This is a genomic window from Kribbella qitaiheensis (assembly GCF_014217565.1).
GTDB classification, from domain to species: domain Bacteria; phylum Actinomycetota; class Actinomycetes; order Propionibacteriales; family Kribbellaceae; genus Kribbella; species Kribbella qitaiheensis_A.
In genome coordinates this window covers 4,698,155-4,713,862 of sequence record NZ_CP043661.1, presented here as the reverse complement: position 1 = coordinate 4,713,862, position 15,708 = coordinate 4,698,155, and the positions used below count along the sequence as shown (strand labels likewise).

Below are 15,708 nucleotides of genomic sequence, written 5' to 3'. Positions count from 1 at the left end.
CGACAGTTTCCAGCGACAACCGAGCCACCCCAGGCGAGCCGGCCGGGCATCACGCAAACGTTTGACGCCGATGCCCTTGCAGGCAAGGCGCGCCGCGTACTGCGTTGTGAGTGGCTGGGCGGCTCTAGCATCGGAAGTTCTGCAGCGGATTCGGCGGGAACCGAGCTCTGGGGTGGGCATGCGCGTTGCGATGGTGGGGATGGGTACCCGGGGCGACGCCCAGCCGATGGCGGTGCTGGCGGCCGAGTTGGCCGGTCGCGGTCACGACGTGAAGCTCGCTCTCAACACCGACCTGCGCTGGCTCGGCGACCGGCTCGGTGTGACGACGTTCGACCTGGAGCTGAATGCTCGCGAGTTCATGGAGTCGGAGCAGGGTCGCAAGTGGCTCGCGTCCGGCGACATGGCGTCGTACGTGCGCTGGTTGCTCGACTACAAACGCCGGATCGCCGATCTGCTGCACGCCAAGCTGATCGAGCACACGGCAGACGCCGACGTGGTGATCTCCGGCTCTGTCACTGAACTGGAGGCCTCGGTGATCACCGAGGCCGCCGGCGCGCAGTACGTGGCGGTTCACTACGCCCCGATGCGGAGCAACAGCGCCTATCCGCACATGGTGGTGTCACGGGAAGTCTTCTCGCCGGAGCGCAACCTCGAGACCTACGAGCAGGTCGAGAAGGGCAACTGGCCGGTCTTCGAACCGTTCGTCAACGCCCTGCGCGCCAAGGTCGGTCTGGAGCCGGCGACCTTGGGGACCTCCGCGCGGCTGGAACGGTCCGGCTCGCTCGAACTGCAGATCTACAGCCAGCATCTGGTTCCGGAACTGACCGAATGGGGTCCGCGCCGCCCCATCACCGGATTCCTCTTTCCCTCGGACGAGCAGCAGGCCAAGCTCAACGGCACCGTCGATCCCGAGCTCGACCGATGGCTCGACGCCGGCGATCCGCCCGTGTACTTCGGCTTCGGCAGCATGCCGATCCTTGATCCACAGGCCGCCCTGTCTCTGATCGAGCAGGTCAGCGGCAAGCTTGGCGTCCGCGCGCTCATCGGTGCCGGCTGGAACGACCTCGATCTCAGTACTGCGCCGGGCGGGCGGGTGCGGGTGGTCGGCGAGTTCGACCACGAGACGGTACTGCGAAAGTGCGTCGCGGCCGTCCACCATGGCGGCGCGGGGACCACCGGCAGCTCGATCAGAGCCGGCCTGCCCACGGTGATCTGCGGCGTCTTCGCCGATCAGCCGTTCTGGGGCGCCCGACTCGCCGCACTCGGCGTCGGCAGCACCCTCGCCTTCGCCGACCTGTCGTCGGACGCCCTACTCGCGGCCCTCGAACCCGTGCTGACCAACGGCTCGGCAGAGCGCGCCCGCGACCTCGCCGGCAAGCTCAACTCCGAGGGAGGCGTCACCGCCGCAGCCGACGCCTTCGAACGAACCGTCAAAGCCTGACCGACGAGCCCACGGGGACCAGCGAGCTCCGGCAGCTTCGCATCCGGCTGGTCAGCGGCCCACAACACATAGCCCTCCGGCCTTACGACGACCCGCGCCGCCCCCGGCCAGCCGGTCAACTCCAGCAGCAGATGCTGCCCACCTCGAAGCAGTTCCGCGACGCTCGTAGTACCGAAGTCCAGGTCGGCATCCGCTGCCCGATCAGCGGATGCTCACCCGGCAACTCGTACGCGACCCCGAGACCGGACACCATTCCAGCCAGCCGTTTGTTGGCCGATGGCAACGGGGCCTCGAACCGCACTAAGTCCGGAGCGGACCGGCCTGAGCCGGCGGGATCGGGCCGGTTCAGACCGGCGGCCGGTTCAGGCGGATGGGCGGCCGGCTCAGGCTGGTGGGCGGCCGGTCAGGCTGGTGGGCGGCGGGTTCGGCGGGTGCGGTGGTGGGACGTCCGGCCGGTACGGCGGCGGACCGGGCGGCGCGGACCGACCAGTCGCGGGCCGGCCAGGCGATCTTCCAGCCGGCGGGCTTCGCGGCGGATCGGCTGGGCGACGTACTCACCGAGAATCACCCCCGACGCGAGGGCGACGCCGATCGCGACCGCGGTGGCGAGGCTGACGATCCCGGTCAGGTTGCCGTTGCTCATGACCTCGAACAAGCCCTTGTAGATGGTCAATCCGGGCAGCAACGGGACCGTACCGGACACGACCACGACGAGCGGCGGTACGCCGAACCGCCGGCCGAGCGAGTACCCGCCGAGTCCGACCACGAACGCTGCCGCCGCGGTCGACCAGGCCGGCCCGAACTGCGCTCGCGCCATCAGCGTGAACACCAGCGATCCCGCCGCACCGACCGCCGCGACCGGCAGCAGCGACCGCAGCGGCGCGTACGAAGCGAAGGCGAAGGCCACCGCCATCAGCGCGCCGGAGCCGACCATGATCGGCAGGTTGGCGAGCTGAATGGTCTGCGCCTCGATCGCGACCGGCAGACCGAACCGGATCCCCAGGGCGAGGCCGAGGCTGACGCCCGCGATGATCCCGCCGGTGAGCAGCATCGCCTCGAGGCTGCGGGCGGCCGCGGTCACGTAGTACCCGGTGATCGCGTCCTGAACGGCACCGGTCAAGGCGATCCCGGCGAGCAGCATGATGATGCCTGCGGCAACTACCAGCGATGGTTTCACCGGCGCGTGGACGGCGTACAGAACCAGGGCGACCGCGGTGGCGACGAACGCGCCGGCCACCTGCTGGTAGAAGGCGGGCAGGCGCTGCCGGTTGAACCACCGGTTGCTGAGCTCGATCAATATTGCCGTGACGACGGCGACCAGGGTGATCAGCCAGCCACCACCGAGCAACAGGGTCGCGCCGCCGGCCATCACGCCCCAGGCGAGCACGGAACTCCAGCGCGGGAACGGCGGCCCGGCCGAGACCATCCGGGCGAGTTCGCGGCTGGCGTCCTCGCGGGTCACGTCGCCGCGGGCGAGCCGCCGTACGAGCTGGTCGACGTCGGTCAGCCGGGAGAAGTCCTGGCCGCGGTACCGGACCACGCGCATGTGCGTCTCCGGGGCGACGTCGGGCGCCGCCTGGTACGAGATCGCGATCGAGGTGAAGGTGATGTCCACCTCACACCCGCGCAGATCGCAGGCAGCCGTCACGGACAGGATCGTGGCCGTCGCATCCGCCGTACCGGCTCCGCTCGACAGCACCACCTCCCCGATCCGCAACGCCAGATCCAGCGCCCGATACAACTCCCGCTGCGCATCCCGATCCCGATCGTCGCGCCGACGCCTGGGCGCTTCCGTCTCATCCGACCGCCGCGGCTCCCCGCCCGCCTGCACCGCGGCGCCGTCGGCGCTCACCTGGTCGCCAACCGGCGCGTCGGTTCGATCCAGCTCCCGCCCCGGCGGGCGGTGTGACTGGAGACTCTCGGTCGAGAGTTCGCGGGATGGCTCGGGGGCCTCGGGCACCGTTGTCCTTTCATCGGTCACGACGACGCTAACGCGCGCCGGTGCGCCGCACCCAAACGCAGCCGCCGGACGCATCCGGCCAAGCACCCGGTGCAACCGCTTTCCAATTGGATTCCGCTGCAGGTTGACTCCCCGTGACGACCCACCTAAGGTTGCCCACACGAGCCTGGGAAAGCCCTTTCCAAGCCGTGCATCCGGCCGACCGGCGCAGATGAAGCGCCGAAGAGGGGTAGCACAGTGAACGATCGACGCGTCGGCATCGTGATGAACGGCGTCACCGGCCGGATGGGCCTGCGCCAGCACCTGGAGCGCTCCATCGTGGCGATCCGCGAGCAGGGCGGCATCCCCGCCGCCGACGGGACGATGATCATCCCGGACCCGATCCTGGTCGGCCGCAACGAGCTCAAGCTGAAGAACATCGCGGACACCTACGGCCTGACCCGCTGGACCACGGACCTCTCCGAGGCACTGGCCGAGCCCGACGTCGAGATCTACTTCGACTCCCAGCTGACCCAGCTGCGGGAGAAGGGCGTCCGCGCCGCCGTCGAGGCCGGCAAGGCGATCTACTGCGAGAAGCCGATCGCGGAAGGCCTGGACGCCGCTGTCGCCCTGGCCCGCCTGGTCCGGGACTCGGGGCTGAAGAACGGTGTGGTCCAGGACAAGCTCTCGCTGCCCGGTCTGCGCAAGCTCAAGCGGCTCGTCGACGGCGGCTTCTTCGGCAAGATCCTCTCGGTCCGCGGTGAGTTCGGCTACTGGGTCTTCGAGGGCGACTGGCAGGAGGCGCAGCGGCCGGCCTGGAACTACAAACAGGAAGAGGGCGGCGGCATCGTCGTCGACATGTTCTGCCACTGGCGGTACGTGCTCGACCAGATCTTCGGCTCGGTGAAGTCGGTCTACTGCCAGGGCGCGACCCACATCCCGACCCGGTACGACGAGCAAGGCCAGGCCTACACCGCCACGGCCCGAGGACGCCGCCTACGGCGTCTTCGAGCTCGAAGGCGGCATCATCGCGCAGCTCAACTCGTCCTGGACGACGCGCGTGTTCCGCGACGAGCTGGTCGAGTTCCAGGTCGACGGAACCGAGGGCAGCGCGGTCGCCGGGCTGCGCAACTGCCGCGCCCAGCACCGCTCCGCGACGCCGAAGCCGGTCTGGAACCCCGATCTCCCCGCGGCGTACTCGTTCCGCGACCAGTGGGCCGAGGTGCCGGACAACGAGGTCTTCGACAACGGCTTCAAGGTGCAGTGGGAGATGTTCCTGCGGCATGTTATCGACGACGCTCCTTTCACCTGGGACTTCGTCGAGGGCGCCAAGGGCGTGCAGCTCGCCGAGCTCGGTCTGCAGTCGTGGCGCGAAGGCCGCAAGCTGGAGGTCCCGGCGCTCGACATCGAGTCCGAGGCATGAGCCTGTCGCTGCGGCTGCCCCTCGACGGCGGCCTGGAGACCTACCAGCTCACTGGTACGCCGATTGCCCAAGGCACCTACGAGCCGGCCACGAGCCGCCTCGCCTTCGCTGCGGCGCACGTCGTGGCAGACCCGCTCGGCGACAACTCCCCGGGCGCGCCGGCAGCGATCGACTGGGAACACACGCTGGCGTTCCGGCAACACCTGTGGTCGCTGGGTCTGTCGGTCGCCGAAGCGATGGACACCGCCCAACGCGGCATGGGCCTCGACTGGCCGGCCACCAAGGAACTAATCCGCCGCTCCGCGGCCGAAGCACCAACCCGCGTCTCCGGCGCGGGCGGTGGGAGCGGTGCGGGGGGCGCCTCTGGCGCGCGGGGCGCGGACGGCGCAGATCGCGCCTCCGGCGCGGAGAAGCGGATCGCGGTGGGCGTTGGCACCGACCAGCTTGGTGCTGGGGTGCATCCGCTGGATGCGGTGATTGCGGCCTACGAGGAGCAGTTGGCGTTGGCTGAGGAGGTTGGGGCTCAGCCAATTCTGATGGCTAGCCGGGCGCTGTGCGCGGCAGCCTCTTCTTCCGACGACTACCGCAAGGTGTACGACCGGCTGTTGAGCCAGTCTTCGCGGCCGGTGATCCTGCACTGGCTCGGTTCGATGTTCGACCCGGCGCTGGACGGCTACTGGGGTAGCGATTCACTCGACACCTCGGCCGATGTCGTCGTCGACCTGATCGCCGAGAACGCGGCGCACGTCGACGGCATCAAGGTCTCGTTGCTCGACGCAAGCAAAGAGATTGCCCTGCGCAAGCGTCTCCCCGAAGGCATCCGGCTCTACACCGGCGACGACTTCAACTACCCGGAGCTGATCCAGGGCGACGGCGAGCACCACAGCGACGCGCTGCTCGGCATCTTCGCAGCCATCGCTCCCGCAGCGGCGGCAGCGTTGAAAGCACTCGACGACGGCGACCTCACGACGTACGAGCAGGTCTTCGCGCCGACGGTCCCACTCGCCCGGCAGATCTTCTCGGGTCCGACGTACTACTACAAGACCGGAATCGCCTTCCTGGCCTGGCTGAACGGTCATCAACCCGGCTTCGGCATGGTCGGCGGACTCCAGACCGGACGATCCCTGCCACACCTCGCGGACACGTTCCGGTTGGCCGACGCCGCCGGCGTACTGACGTCACCAGAGCTGGCAGTGGACCGCTTCCGCAAGCTGCTCATCGTCGGTGGAGTCGACGCGTGAACCGCTACAGCCTCAACCAGGCAACCACGAAGTACTGGTCACTGGAGGAAGTCGTCGCGGCCAGCGCCAAGGCCGACCTCTCGTGGATCGGCCTCTGGCGCGAGCCCATCCAGGAGTACGGCGTCGAGCGATCGGCGAAGCTGGTCGCCGATGCCGGGCTGCGGGTTTCCTCCTTGTGCAGAAGCGGATTCTTCACCTCGACGGACGCGGTGGAGCGCAAGGCCAAGATCGAGGACAACCGGCGGGCGATCGACGAGGCCGCGGCGCTCGGCACCGACGTCCTGGTGCTGGTCAGCGGCGGACTCCCGGCCGGCTCGCGCGATCTCGACGGCGCCCGGGCGATGGTCCGGGACGGCCTCGCCGAGCTTGCGCCGTACGCGCAGGAACACGGAGTCAGGCTCGCTGTCGAAGCCCTGCACCCGATCTTCTGCTCGGACCGCTGCGTCGTCTCCTCACTCGGTGGTGCCCTCGACCTGGCCGAGCAGTTCCCGGTCGAGCAGGTAGGCGTCATCATCGACGCCTACCACCTGTGGTGGGACGCGGACGTCTACCGCCAGATCGAGCGTGCCGGTGCACGGATCTGCTCGTACCAGGTGAGCGATTGGGTGGTCCCGCTGCCGGCCGACACCCTGCTCGGCCGCGGCATGATGGGCGACGGCTCGATCGAGCTGCGCCGGCTCCGCGAGGCGTGCGACGCGGCCGGGTACGACGGGCCGGTCGAGGTCGAGATCTTCAACCAGGACCTGTGGAACGCGCCAGGGCAGGAAGTCTTCGATCTCGCGCTGGCGAGGTACCGCGAGCACGTTGCCTGAAGCAATCGAACGATCACTCGAAGGAGCACTCTCCCCGTGAGCGACCGAACCATTCCCGCCGACGGGATCGGCATGCACCTCTACACGATGCGCGAACCGCTCGCCGCGGACTACCCGGGCACATTGCGCGGGCTCGCGGAGATCGGCTACCGGACGATCGGGGTGAGCGGCCGGTTCGGGCACTCCGCGCGGGAGATCAGGGCCTTCGCGGATGACACCGGGCTCGGGATCGTCCTCGAGCACGTCGGGTACAACCGGCTGAGCGAGGACTGGGAGGGCGCCCTGGCGGACGTCCGGACACTCGGCGGCGAGTGGATCGTCGTGCCGTCCCTCCCCGCCGAGCTACGGACACCGGACGGCTTCCGGACGGCCGCCGCCGCCTTCAACGAGGCCGGCCAGGCGGCGCGCAAGGAGGGGCTGAAGCTGCTCTTCCACAACCACGGGCACGACTTCGACGAGGTCGACGGTCAGGTGCTGTTCGACATCCTGCTCGACGAGGTCGAGCCCGACCTGCTCGGCTTCGAATTCGACCTGTACTGGGCTGTGAACGGCGGCAAGGACCCGATCGAGTACTTCGCGAAGTACCCGGGCCGGTTCCCCGCGCTGCACGTGAAGGACATGGCCGCCGACGGCTCGTTCGAGGACGTCGGAGCGGGCCCGGCTCGACTTCCCGGCGATCTTCGCCCACGCCGAGCGAGGCGGCGTACGGCAGTGGCTGGTCGAGCACGACGCACCGACCGACCCGTGGGTCTCCGCCCGGACGAGCTATCGATCATTGGCCGAAATGCGCTTCTGACGGGCGAGGCCGGCGAGATTGGGTACCGGCTGTGATGGATCGCGTACTCAGAGTACTGTAGATGTGGTATCAAGCGGCGTCAGGTCTCTGCCATCGATCCGCCCCGGCGTGTCGGAGAGCGTTGTCCCGCTGGCCTGATCTGTCACTCTGTAAGGGGCCCCCACCACGGCGGGGTCCCATGAGGCCGCCGATGCCGTGACGCCGGAGAGACCAGACGTGCAGAACGAGCCCACTGTGCGGATGACGGCCGTACGCCGTCTCTACGAGGTGAGCGCCCGGATGGGCGCCGGGCGGAGCCTGGCCGAAACCCTGCAGGCAGTGGTCGACGGAGTGGTGGACGGCCTCGGCTTCGGGATCGCGGTACTGAACCTGCGCCACGCCGACGGCAAGTTCGAGGTGATCGCGGTGGCCGGCTCGCCCGAGGCGAAGCAGGCCCTGCTCGGCACCGTCAGCGCGGCCGACATCTTCGACGCCGAGTTCGACATCGCGGACAAGTGGGGCGCGCTCCGGTTCGTCCCGCACGAGCGGCTGCCCGAGGGCGAGGTCGTCGGCTGGGTGCCCGAGATCCCGGTGTCGACGGAGCCCGACGCCTGGCATCCGCTCGACGCGCTGTTCGCCCCACTGAACTCGCCGGACGGCGAGCTGCTCGGCATGCTGTCGGTGGACCTGCCCGAGGACCAGCGCCGGCCCGGGTCGATCCATCGCGAGCTGCTCGAGATCTTCGCCACCCAGGCGGGGCTGGCGATCGACAAAGCCCGGCTGACCGACCAGTTGCTGGCCGAGAAGGCCCGGCTGGAGGCGAGCGAGACCACCTTCCGGCTGGTCTTCGAAGGCGCCGGCAACGGGATGGCCACGATCGCCTTCGACGGCCCGGAGGCGGGCCGGGTGGTGCGCGTCAACCACGCCTTCTGCCGGATCACCGGGTACACGCCGAACCAGCTGATCGGGACGATCCTGGTCGACTACCTGCGCGACGAGGACCTCGGCCAGACCCACCGCGAGATCGAGCTGCTCAGGGCCGGGCACGGTCCGTACCGCTTCGAGCGGACCTTCCGGCGTACGGACGGCAACGACATCTGGCTCGGCGGTACGGCGGCGATCGTTGACCAGGGCAAGGATCAGCCGCGGATCGTGCTGATCCAGATCGACGACGTGACCGCCCGCAAGGACGCCGAACGCGAACTGCAGCACCACGCCGCGCACGACCCGCTGACCGGCCTGCCGAACCGGCGGCTGCTGCAGCACCGGTTCAACTCGGCCCTGCAGAGATCCCGCCAGACCGGACGGCGTGGAGTGCTGCTGTTCTGCGACCTGAACCACTTCAAACAGGTGAACGACGAGTACGGCCACGAGGCCGGCGACCGGGCGCTGCGGGAGATCGCGGATCGCCTACTGACCGAGGTAAGGCATGGTGACACGGTGGCCCGCCTCGGCGGCGACGAGTTCGCGATCCTGGCCGAGGACATCGACGGCGACGCACTGGATCTGCTCATGCGCCGCATCGACGAGTCCATCAGCCGGCCCCTCGACGGCATCGACGTCCCCGTCACCGCCAGCATCGGCACCGCGGTCGTCAGCCCCTACGCCGCCGACCTGGAAGAACTCCTCCGCACCGCCGACAACGCCATGTACGAAGCCAAACGCCGGCACCGCCTGAAGAACTAACCCCGCTGCCGCTTCTTGGCCGGGCTCCGGCGAGCTTTCAGATGCCGCCGGTGGTCCCACTCCCGCAGGCGCTGGATCGACATCTCGTTGTGGCGGCGCACGAAGGACGGGACTCGCTGACCCTCTTCGCAGAACGCGATGATCGGCGACCAGCGCGCCTTACCGTCCGCCCGCTTCCAGCGCACCGCCGGGAACTCGGTGATCCCGGTGATCGATGCCTTCGGGATCCGGCGGGTCCGGAAGAACCCACGGACCACGAGCGTCTCCGGCTCCAGCACCGCTCCCGCCCAGTAGCCGCGGACGGCCAGATGCACCCCGATCAGCACGCAACCGACAGTGCCCGCGATCGCCACTCCGCGCGGGAGGCCACCGGTCACCAGCGGTTCCAGCACCAAGGCCGTTACTGCCAGCCACGCAAAGGCGTTCAAGATGCGACTGAACAGTAGCGGGCGGACATCCACCGGGCCATCATCCCTGACGACCCGATGGGTCCGACACCGCGGACGCCTTCCAGGAAGAAGCCCGCAAGCCCAGTCGGTCAGCCGACCATGGTTGTAGCGGTGGTGTACCAGGTGCTCGAGCTCGCTGACTTCATGCCGGTGGACGCGTACAGGATCGTCCGGTGGCTCGTCCCGGCCGTTCCCTCCAGCGAGGTGTAGGTGAAGCTCGAGGAGTAGTACTTCACCGTTTCGGTCAGCGACGCGCTCTTGGTGGTGAACTTGCCCGACGACTTGGTGAGCACCTCCACCCTCAGCCGAACGACGTTGTTGTTGCCGACCGTGTTGTCGGTCTTCTTGAGGTAGGTGCACCACTTGTTCTTGCTGGCGCCGGTCTTGCGCATCGTCCGGAGCTCGCCGATCTTGTTGCCGAAGCCGTCCTTACGGAGACTGATCACCTGGGCGACCGTCTTGTACCCCAGGGCCTCGCACGCCTGCGCGTACTTGACCGGACCACCGGCAGCCTCCGCCGGAAGCGCGTTGACGGACAATAGTCCGACGGGCAGTGCGAACGCGCTGAGCGCGACCAAAAGCTTCTTCTTCATCAGAATCCCCGAGCATTGTGGTGAGCGGACACTTCCGCGCGAGTCTAGGGACCGCCCGGTCCACCGACCCGGCCAGACCACTCAGGAACCGAGCTTTGCCAGGGCTTTGTCGGTCAGGCGGTAGGTGGTCCATTCGTCTTGAGGAGCGGCACCCAGGGACTTGTAGAAGTCGATGGCGGGGGTGTTCCAGTCGAGGACGGACCATTCGAGGCGTTCGTAGCCGTTGGCGACGCATTCCTGGGCGAGTGCGGTGAGGAGCGCCTTGCCAAGACCAGAACCGCGCTGGTCAGGGCTGACGAAGAGATCTTCCAGATAGATGCCGTGAACGCCACGCCAGGTGGAGAAGTTGAGGAACCACAGCGCGCAGCCGACCACCTCGCCGTCGACCGACGCGACATGGCAGAACACAGCCGGCGTCTCGCCGAACAGCGCGGTCTGCAACTGGTCGGCCGTCAACCGGCACTCGTCCGGCGCCCGCTCGTACTCGGCCAGCCCGTAAACCAGCTCAACGATCGCCGGCACGTCATCCGGCCGGGCCCGGCGAATCCGCTCGTCAGTCTGCATACGAACATCCTGCCGGGCCACCCACTTCGCGGAAACACCGACAGGGGGTTGTCGCGACCAGCCACGAGAGTGGATGGGTCGGGGCAGCCCCGGCGCGAAACAGAGAGGGATGAGATGCCTGTAGTCAACAGCGTTGCCTGGTTCGAGATCGGCACCGACGACCCGGCGACGGCCGAGCGGTTCTACGGCGACGTGTTCGGCTGGAAGGTCGCGCACGACGACGCGGTGAGCACTGATCCGGCGTACCAGTTCTTCAGCACCGGTAATGGGGACGGGATGCGCGGCGGGCTGTTCGCGACCAAGGGGGAACTGCCCAGTTATGCGGTCTTCACCGTGCTGGTTGAGGACGTCGATGCGGCCTGCCGCAAAGCCGAAGCGGCCGGCGGCCAGATCCAGCGGGCGCCGGAGGTCAATCCCGTCGGGGTGAAGTTCGCACACCTGCTCGACCCGGCAGGCAATCACTTCTCGGTGTTCACGCCACCGGTCAGGCCAGCATCAGCTGACTGAGCTTCCCCGCCGGGATGTCGAGATCCTCCCGCCGCAGCGCGCGTGGCGCGGGGGTCTCGGCGGTGACGGAGACCGAGGTGATCCTGTCCGTACGAAAGACCCGCAAGGCATCCCGCTGCCGGCACCAGGCGACGAGGTACCAATGGGCGGCCTTGCCGACGTAGCCCAGCGGCTCGATCTCGCGAGCCGTGACGGCACCCTCGCGATCGGCGTACGCGATGCGCAGGACGCGGCGGGTGGACAGTGCGTCGGCCACCAGCCGCGGTACGGCGGTCGCGGGTGCCTCGTCATCAGCGAAGAGGTGGACCCGCCCCGCCAGCTCGTGGGCCGCCGTGGCGTCGTCGGTCTGCATCGCGGCCACGAGCTTGCGCAGCGCAGAGCCCGCGACCGAGCGGAACGGCGTACCGTCCAGGCGGCGCAGCGCTAGCGCCATCGCGACGGCTTCGCCCGGGGTCAGGTTCACCGGTGGAAGCGTGCGCGCCTTGTCGAGGCAGTAGCCGCCCGTGCGGCCGGGCTCGGCGTAGATCGGTACGCCGGACTGCTGCAGCGCGCTGATGTCCCGCTCGATCGTGCGCACGCTGACCTCGAAATGCTCAGCCAGCCGATGCGCGCTCCGCGGCCGGGGCGCGACCGCCCGAAGCTCCTCCACCAAGGCGTAGAGACGGTCGGTGCGGTTCATGGCACCAAGCTAGCCATCGGCTCCGACAGTTAGCCATTCAGTACCCGGACTACTGGCTCTCAGTGGTTTTTACTGTTGGAAAGATGAGTCCGGCTGCGGGAGGTTGAAAGTATGGCTACTGATACCTCCACCACCCGCAAGATCGGCGACGTCCAGGTCAGCGCGATCGGGCTCGGCGGGATGCCGATGTCGATCGAGGGCCGGCCCGACGAGAGCCGGTCGATCGCGACCATCCACGCGGCCCTCGACGCCGGCATCACGCTGATCGACACCGCCGACGCGTACCACCTGGACTCCTCCGACATCGGCCACAACGAGACCCTGATCGCGAAGGCGCTCAGCTCGTACGGCGGTGACACGTCCGGCGTACTCGTCGCGACGAAGGGCGGCCACCTCCGCCCGGGCGACGGCGCGTGGACGCTGGACGGTTCCCCCAAGCACCTGAAGCAGGCCGCCGAGGACTCGCTCAAGCGGCTCGGCGTGGACGCGATCGGGCTCTACCAGTTCCACCGGCCGGACCCGAAGACGCCGTACGAGGAGTCCGTCGGCGCGATCCGCGACCTGCTCGACGCGGGCAAGATCCAGCAGGCCGGTATCTCGAACGCGAACCCGGACCAGATCCGGCAGGCGAACGAGATCCTCGGCGGCCGGCTCGTCTCGGTCCAGAACCAGTTCTCGCCGGCCTTCCGGTCGAGCGAGCCGGAGCTGGAGCTCTGCGACGAGCTCGGCATCGCCTTCCTGCCCTGGTCGCCGCTCGGCGGCATCTCGAAGGCGAGCGACCTGGGTAGCAAGCACCCGGCGTTCCACCAGCTCGCGTCGGAGCTCGACGTGAGCCCGCAGAAGCTCACCCTTGCCTGGATGCTCGCCAAGTCGCCGGTCGTCATCCCGATCCCCGGCTCCAGCCGCCCGGAGACCATCCGCGACTCCTACTCCGCGGTCGACCTCACCCTGACCGCCGACCAGGTCGCCACCCTCGACGCGTCCTGATCAGCTACCTTCGAGGAAGCCGAGATGGCTTCCTCGGAGGCTGCGGACTCAGCGTCAGGCCGATGTCCCGGAGTCGGCGACGGCCAACTCGGCGCAGGTCGTAGCGCAGCGGCTGGGCCAACCTCACCAGGCGATCCCCCAGCACTGCCTCGATCCGCACCGGCCACTGCAAGGTGGCGGACCAGCAGCTCTGCAGACTCGGCTGGAGATTCGGGCGGTAGCTCTGCTCCAGCGGGGTGGTGAAGTGCAGGATCGTGCGGTCGCGCCCGGATCCCTTGAGTAGCGGGTACGACAACAGTGCCGCCGCCGTGTGTACCGGCGTACTGGACTGCTGCGGTGAAGGCTGGTGCGGCGTCCTCCGTGCTGCCGGGACATGCGCCGAAGTCGGTGACGCGAGCGATCGTCCTCGGGCGGCGCGGGCGCTCTCCCCCGCCGTACCCGGCGTGGCTGATGTCCGGGATGAGTGGGTGAGCGCCGGCGGCGTCGGCCCATTGGTCGAGTAGTTCTTCGGAGAGGTCGTGAGTCTTGGCTGCGACAGTTCCGGCAGGGCTTGCCGGAACAGCGCTAGCGGAACTCGTCGAGAGGGCGGCGGCCGCGGGGATCGCGGCGGCGCCGCCGAGCAGGAGACGACGGGACACAGTCATGAACGGCACTCCTCGGGGCGTTGAGGGTTCCGCGTGGCGGGACATAGTTTCACTGGATGGTACTAGTGGCAAGACCCCGGCTCGCTCCGCGGTCGCAGACACTGGAATGACTCGCCGGGGATTGGCGTTGAGGAGAGCAAGATAGTTTAATAGTGAATTACTGACGATCGAGGAGTGCAGATGCAGTTCGGTGTGTTCACCGTTGGCGACGTGACCACGGATCCGGTCAGTGGCCGGACCCTGACCGAGGCCGAACGGATCCAGCAGATGGTGACGGTCGCCCTGAAGGCGGAGGAGGTCGGCCTCGACGTGTTCGCGACCGGCGAGCACCACAACCCGCCGTTCGTGCCGTCGTCCCCGACGACCCTGCTCGCCTTCATCGCCGCCAAGACCTCGAAGATCCTGCTCTCCACCTCGACCACGCTGATCACCACCAACGACCCGGTGAAGATCGCCGAGGACTACGCGATGCTGCAGCACCTGGCCGACGGCCGGGTCGACCTGATGATGGGTCGCGGCAACACCGGCCCGGTGTACCCGTGGTTCGGCAAGGACATCCGGGACGGCATCGCACTCGCCGTCGAGAACTACGCCTTGCTGCGCCGGTTGTGGCGCGAGGACGCGGTCAGCTGGGAAGGCAAGTTCCGTACGCCGCTCGAAGGCTTCACCTCGACGCCGCGCCCGCTCGACGACGTACCGCCGTTCGTCTGGCACGGCTCGATCCGCAGCCCGGAGATCGCCGAGCAGGCGGCCTACTACGGCGACGGGTTCTTCCACAACAACATCTTCTGGCCGGCCGACCACACGGCCCGGCTGGTCAACTACTACCGCCAGCGCTTCGAGCACTACGGCCACGGGGCCGCGGATCAGGCGATCGTCGGACTCGGCGGCCAAGTCTTCATGCGGAAGAACTCGCAGAACGCGCGAGCGGAGTACAGGCCGTACTTCGACCACTCGCCGATCTACGGTGGCGGCCCGTCGATGGAAGACACGATGGAGCAGACGCCGCTGGCGGTCGGGAGTCCGCAGGAGATCATCGAGCGGACGTTGACCTTCCGGGAGAAGTTCGGCGACTACCAGCGTCAGTTGTTCATCGCGGACCACGCCGGCTTGCCGTTGAAGACGGTGCTGGAGCAGATGGACATCCTCGGCGAAGAGGTCATCCCGGTACTGCGTAAGGAATTCGACTCGTTGCGGCCGGCCCATGTTCCCGAGGCGCCGACCCATGCTTCCCTGAAGGCAGCCGCCGAGCGCGCCCAGACTCTGGAGACCGTCAGCCCGGCGGTCGTCGGCGTGGAGGAGACCAAGTAATGACGGAACGCACCATCGCCGTGGTGAGCGCCGGTCTGACGACCCCGTCGTCGACCCGGCTGCTCGCCGACCAGTTGACCGCCGCGGTCCGGGACAACCTGAACGGCCGCGGAACGCCTTACCAGGTAAAGGTTTTCGAGCTCCGCGAGCTTGCGCAAGACCTGACCAACAACCTGCTCACCGGGTTCCCGTCGAAGGAACTCGGCAAGGTGCAGGAGTTCGTCCTCGGGGCTGATGCGCTGATCGCGGTCACGCCGACCTTCAGCGCGTCGTACAGCGGGCTGTTCAAGACGTTCTTCGATGTGCTCGACGACAATGCGCTGGTCAGCAAGCCCGTCCTGATCGGCGCGACCGGCGGGACCGAGCGGCACTCACTCGTCCTCGACTACGCCCTGCGGCCGCTTTTCGCTTATTTACAAGCCGTTGTGGTCCCTACCGGCGTGTACGCGGCCTCGTCCGACTGGGGCCCGCACGCTGTGGCCCTTCGCGCTCGGGTGGAACGCGCGGCGACCGAGCTGGTCGATGCCATCAGCAACTCCCGCCCCGCCGTACAGATCGACCCGTACGCCAACCCCGTCTCCTTCGAGGACCTCCTCAACGGCTGACAACCCGGGTGCACCTCGCCACCCGCGTGATGGATGATCGCCAGGTGAACCC

At 68.2% G+C, this 15,708-nt stretch carries 16 protein-coding genes and 2 pseudogenes; 11 read left to right on the top strand and 7 right to left on the bottom strand.

Going from position 1 to position 15,708, the window contains the following annotated elements:
* The first annotated feature begins 199 nt into the window (after positions 1-199).
* Complete coding sequence (locus F1D05_RS22295; RefSeq protein ID WP_185442119.1) at positions 200-1,441, top strand: glycosyltransferase; 1,242 nt, start codon at positions 200-202, stop codon at positions 1,439-1,441.
* A 115-nt stretch (positions 1,442-1,556) separates the two neighbouring features.
* On the opposite strand, the gene F1D05_RS42085 is transcribed toward F1D05_RS22295, so the two are convergent.
* Positions 1,557-1,691: a hypothetical protein gene (locus tag F1D05_RS42085; protein ID WP_281388716.1), complete on the bottom strand. Its 135-nt coding sequence runs from the start codon at positions 1,689-1,691 to the stop codon at positions 1,557-1,559.
* Positions 1,692-1,844: 153 nt separating this feature from the next.
* Positions 1,845-3,401: a threonine/serine ThrE exporter family protein gene (locus F1D05_RS22285; protein ID WP_246485863.1), complete on the bottom strand. Its 1,557-nt coding sequence runs from the start codon at positions 3,399-3,401 to the stop codon at positions 1,845-1,847.
* 264 nt (positions 3,402-3,665) lie between these two features.
* On the opposite strand from F1D05_RS22285, the pseudogene F1D05_RS43090 reads away from it, so the two are divergent.
* The 6 genes and pseudogenes from F1D05_RS43090 to F1D05_RS22260 all read left to right on the top strand — a co-directional run.
* Positions 3,666-4,307: pseudogene (locus F1D05_RS43090) on the top strand (Gfo/Idh/MocA family protein); the annotation flags it as partial.
* Between the two features lie 91 nt (positions 4,308-4,398).
* Positions 4,399-4,803, top strand: a pseudogene (locus F1D05_RS40645) (Gfo/Idh/MocA family protein); the annotation flags it as partial.
* Complete coding sequence (locus F1D05_RS22275) at positions 4,800-6,044, top strand: dihydrodipicolinate synthase family protein (protein ID WP_185442115.1); 1,245 nt, start codon at positions 4,800-4,802, stop codon at positions 6,042-6,044. The pseudogene F1D05_RS40645 and the gene F1D05_RS22275, both read left to right, overlap by 4 nt.
* Positions 6,041-6,856 carry a sugar phosphate isomerase/epimerase family protein gene (locus tag F1D05_RS22270; protein ID WP_185442113.1) on the top strand — a complete coding sequence of 272 codons (816 nt, stop codon included), beginning with the start codon at positions 6,041-6,043 and terminating at the stop codon, positions 6,854-6,856. Before F1D05_RS22275 ends, F1D05_RS22270 begins: the two co-directional genes overlap by 4 nt.
* Positions 6,857-6,892: 36 nt before the next feature.
* Positions 6,893-7,687, top strand: a complete 795-nt coding sequence (locus F1D05_RS22265; RefSeq protein ID WP_246485862.1) for a sugar phosphate isomerase/epimerase family protein — start codon at positions 6,893-6,895, stop codon at positions 7,685-7,687.
* Between the two features lie 181 nt (positions 7,688-7,868).
* On the top strand, positions 7,869-9,317 hold the full coding sequence (locus F1D05_RS22260) for a diguanylate cyclase domain-containing protein (RefSeq protein ID WP_246485861.1): 1,449 nt from the start codon (positions 7,869-7,871) through the stop codon (positions 9,315-9,317).
* Here the strand turns inward: F1D05_RS22260 and F1D05_RS22255 are convergent.
* The 3 genes from F1D05_RS22255 to F1D05_RS22245 all read right to left on the bottom strand — a co-directional run bounded on the left by F1D05_RS22255 (position 9,314) and on the right by F1D05_RS22245 (position 10,923).
* Positions 9,314-9,745, bottom strand: a complete 432-nt coding sequence (locus tag F1D05_RS22255) for a hypothetical protein (protein ID WP_185442111.1) — start codon at positions 9,743-9,745, stop codon at positions 9,314-9,316. The genes F1D05_RS22260 and F1D05_RS22255 overlap by 4 nt on opposite strands.
* 110 nt (positions 9,746-9,855) lie before the next feature.
* Positions 9,856-10,359 (bottom strand): hypothetical protein, encoded by a 504-nt coding sequence (locus F1D05_RS22250; RefSeq protein WP_185442109.1) that lies wholly within the window; start codon positions 10,357-10,359, stop codon positions 9,856-9,858.
* Positions 10,360-10,440: 81 nt separating this feature from the next.
* The gene (locus F1D05_RS22245; protein WP_185442107.1) at positions 10,441-10,923 is read right to left on the bottom strand and encodes a GNAT family N-acetyltransferase; all 483 of its coding nucleotides are present in this window, start codon (positions 10,921-10,923) and stop codon (positions 10,441-10,443) included.
* A gap of 114 nt (positions 10,924-11,037) precedes the next feature.
* Between F1D05_RS22245 and F1D05_RS22240 the strand changes: the two genes are divergently transcribed.
* The gene (locus F1D05_RS22240; RefSeq protein WP_185442105.1) at positions 11,038-11,430 is read left to right on the top strand and encodes a VOC family protein; all 393 of its coding nucleotides are present in this window, start codon (positions 11,038-11,040) and stop codon (positions 11,428-11,430) included.
* On the opposite strand, the gene F1D05_RS22235 is transcribed toward F1D05_RS22240, so the two are convergent.
* Positions 11,408-12,109, bottom strand: coding sequence for a helix-turn-helix transcriptional regulator (locus F1D05_RS22235; protein WP_185442103.1), 702 nt, complete (start codon positions 12,107-12,109; stop codon positions 11,408-11,410). The genes F1D05_RS22240 and F1D05_RS22235 overlap by 23 nt on opposite strands.
* A gap of 111 nt (positions 12,110-12,220) precedes the next feature.
* Here F1D05_RS22235 and F1D05_RS22230 point away from each other — a divergent pair, with 111 nt between their 5' ends.
* Positions 12,221-13,096: an aldo/keto reductase gene (locus tag F1D05_RS22230; protein WP_185442102.1), complete on the top strand. Its 876-nt coding sequence runs from the start codon at positions 12,221-12,223 to the stop codon at positions 13,094-13,096.
* A gap of 4 nt (positions 13,097-13,100) precedes the next feature.
* Here F1D05_RS22230 and F1D05_RS22225 read toward each other — a convergent pair whose 3' ends face one another.
* Positions 13,101-13,391: a hypothetical protein gene (locus F1D05_RS22225; protein WP_185442100.1), complete on the bottom strand. Its 291-nt coding sequence runs from the start codon at positions 13,389-13,391 to the stop codon at positions 13,101-13,103.
* Between the two features lie 529 nt (positions 13,392-13,920).
* On the opposite strand from F1D05_RS22225, the gene F1D05_RS22220 reads away from it, so the two are divergent.
* Together F1D05_RS22220 and F1D05_RS22215 are read left to right on the top strand one after the other, a co-directional pair.
* A complete protein-coding gene (locus F1D05_RS22220) occupies positions 13,921-15,051 on the top strand; it encodes an LLM class flavin-dependent oxidoreductase (protein ID WP_185442098.1) in 1,131 nt (376 codons plus the stop codon).
* Positions 15,051-15,656: an FMN reductase gene (locus F1D05_RS22215; protein ID WP_185442096.1), complete on the top strand. Its 606-nt coding sequence runs from the start codon at positions 15,051-15,053 to the stop codon at positions 15,654-15,656. Before F1D05_RS22220 ends, F1D05_RS22215 begins: the two co-directional genes overlap by 1 nt.
* Positions 15,657-15,708 lie beyond the last annotated feature (52 nt).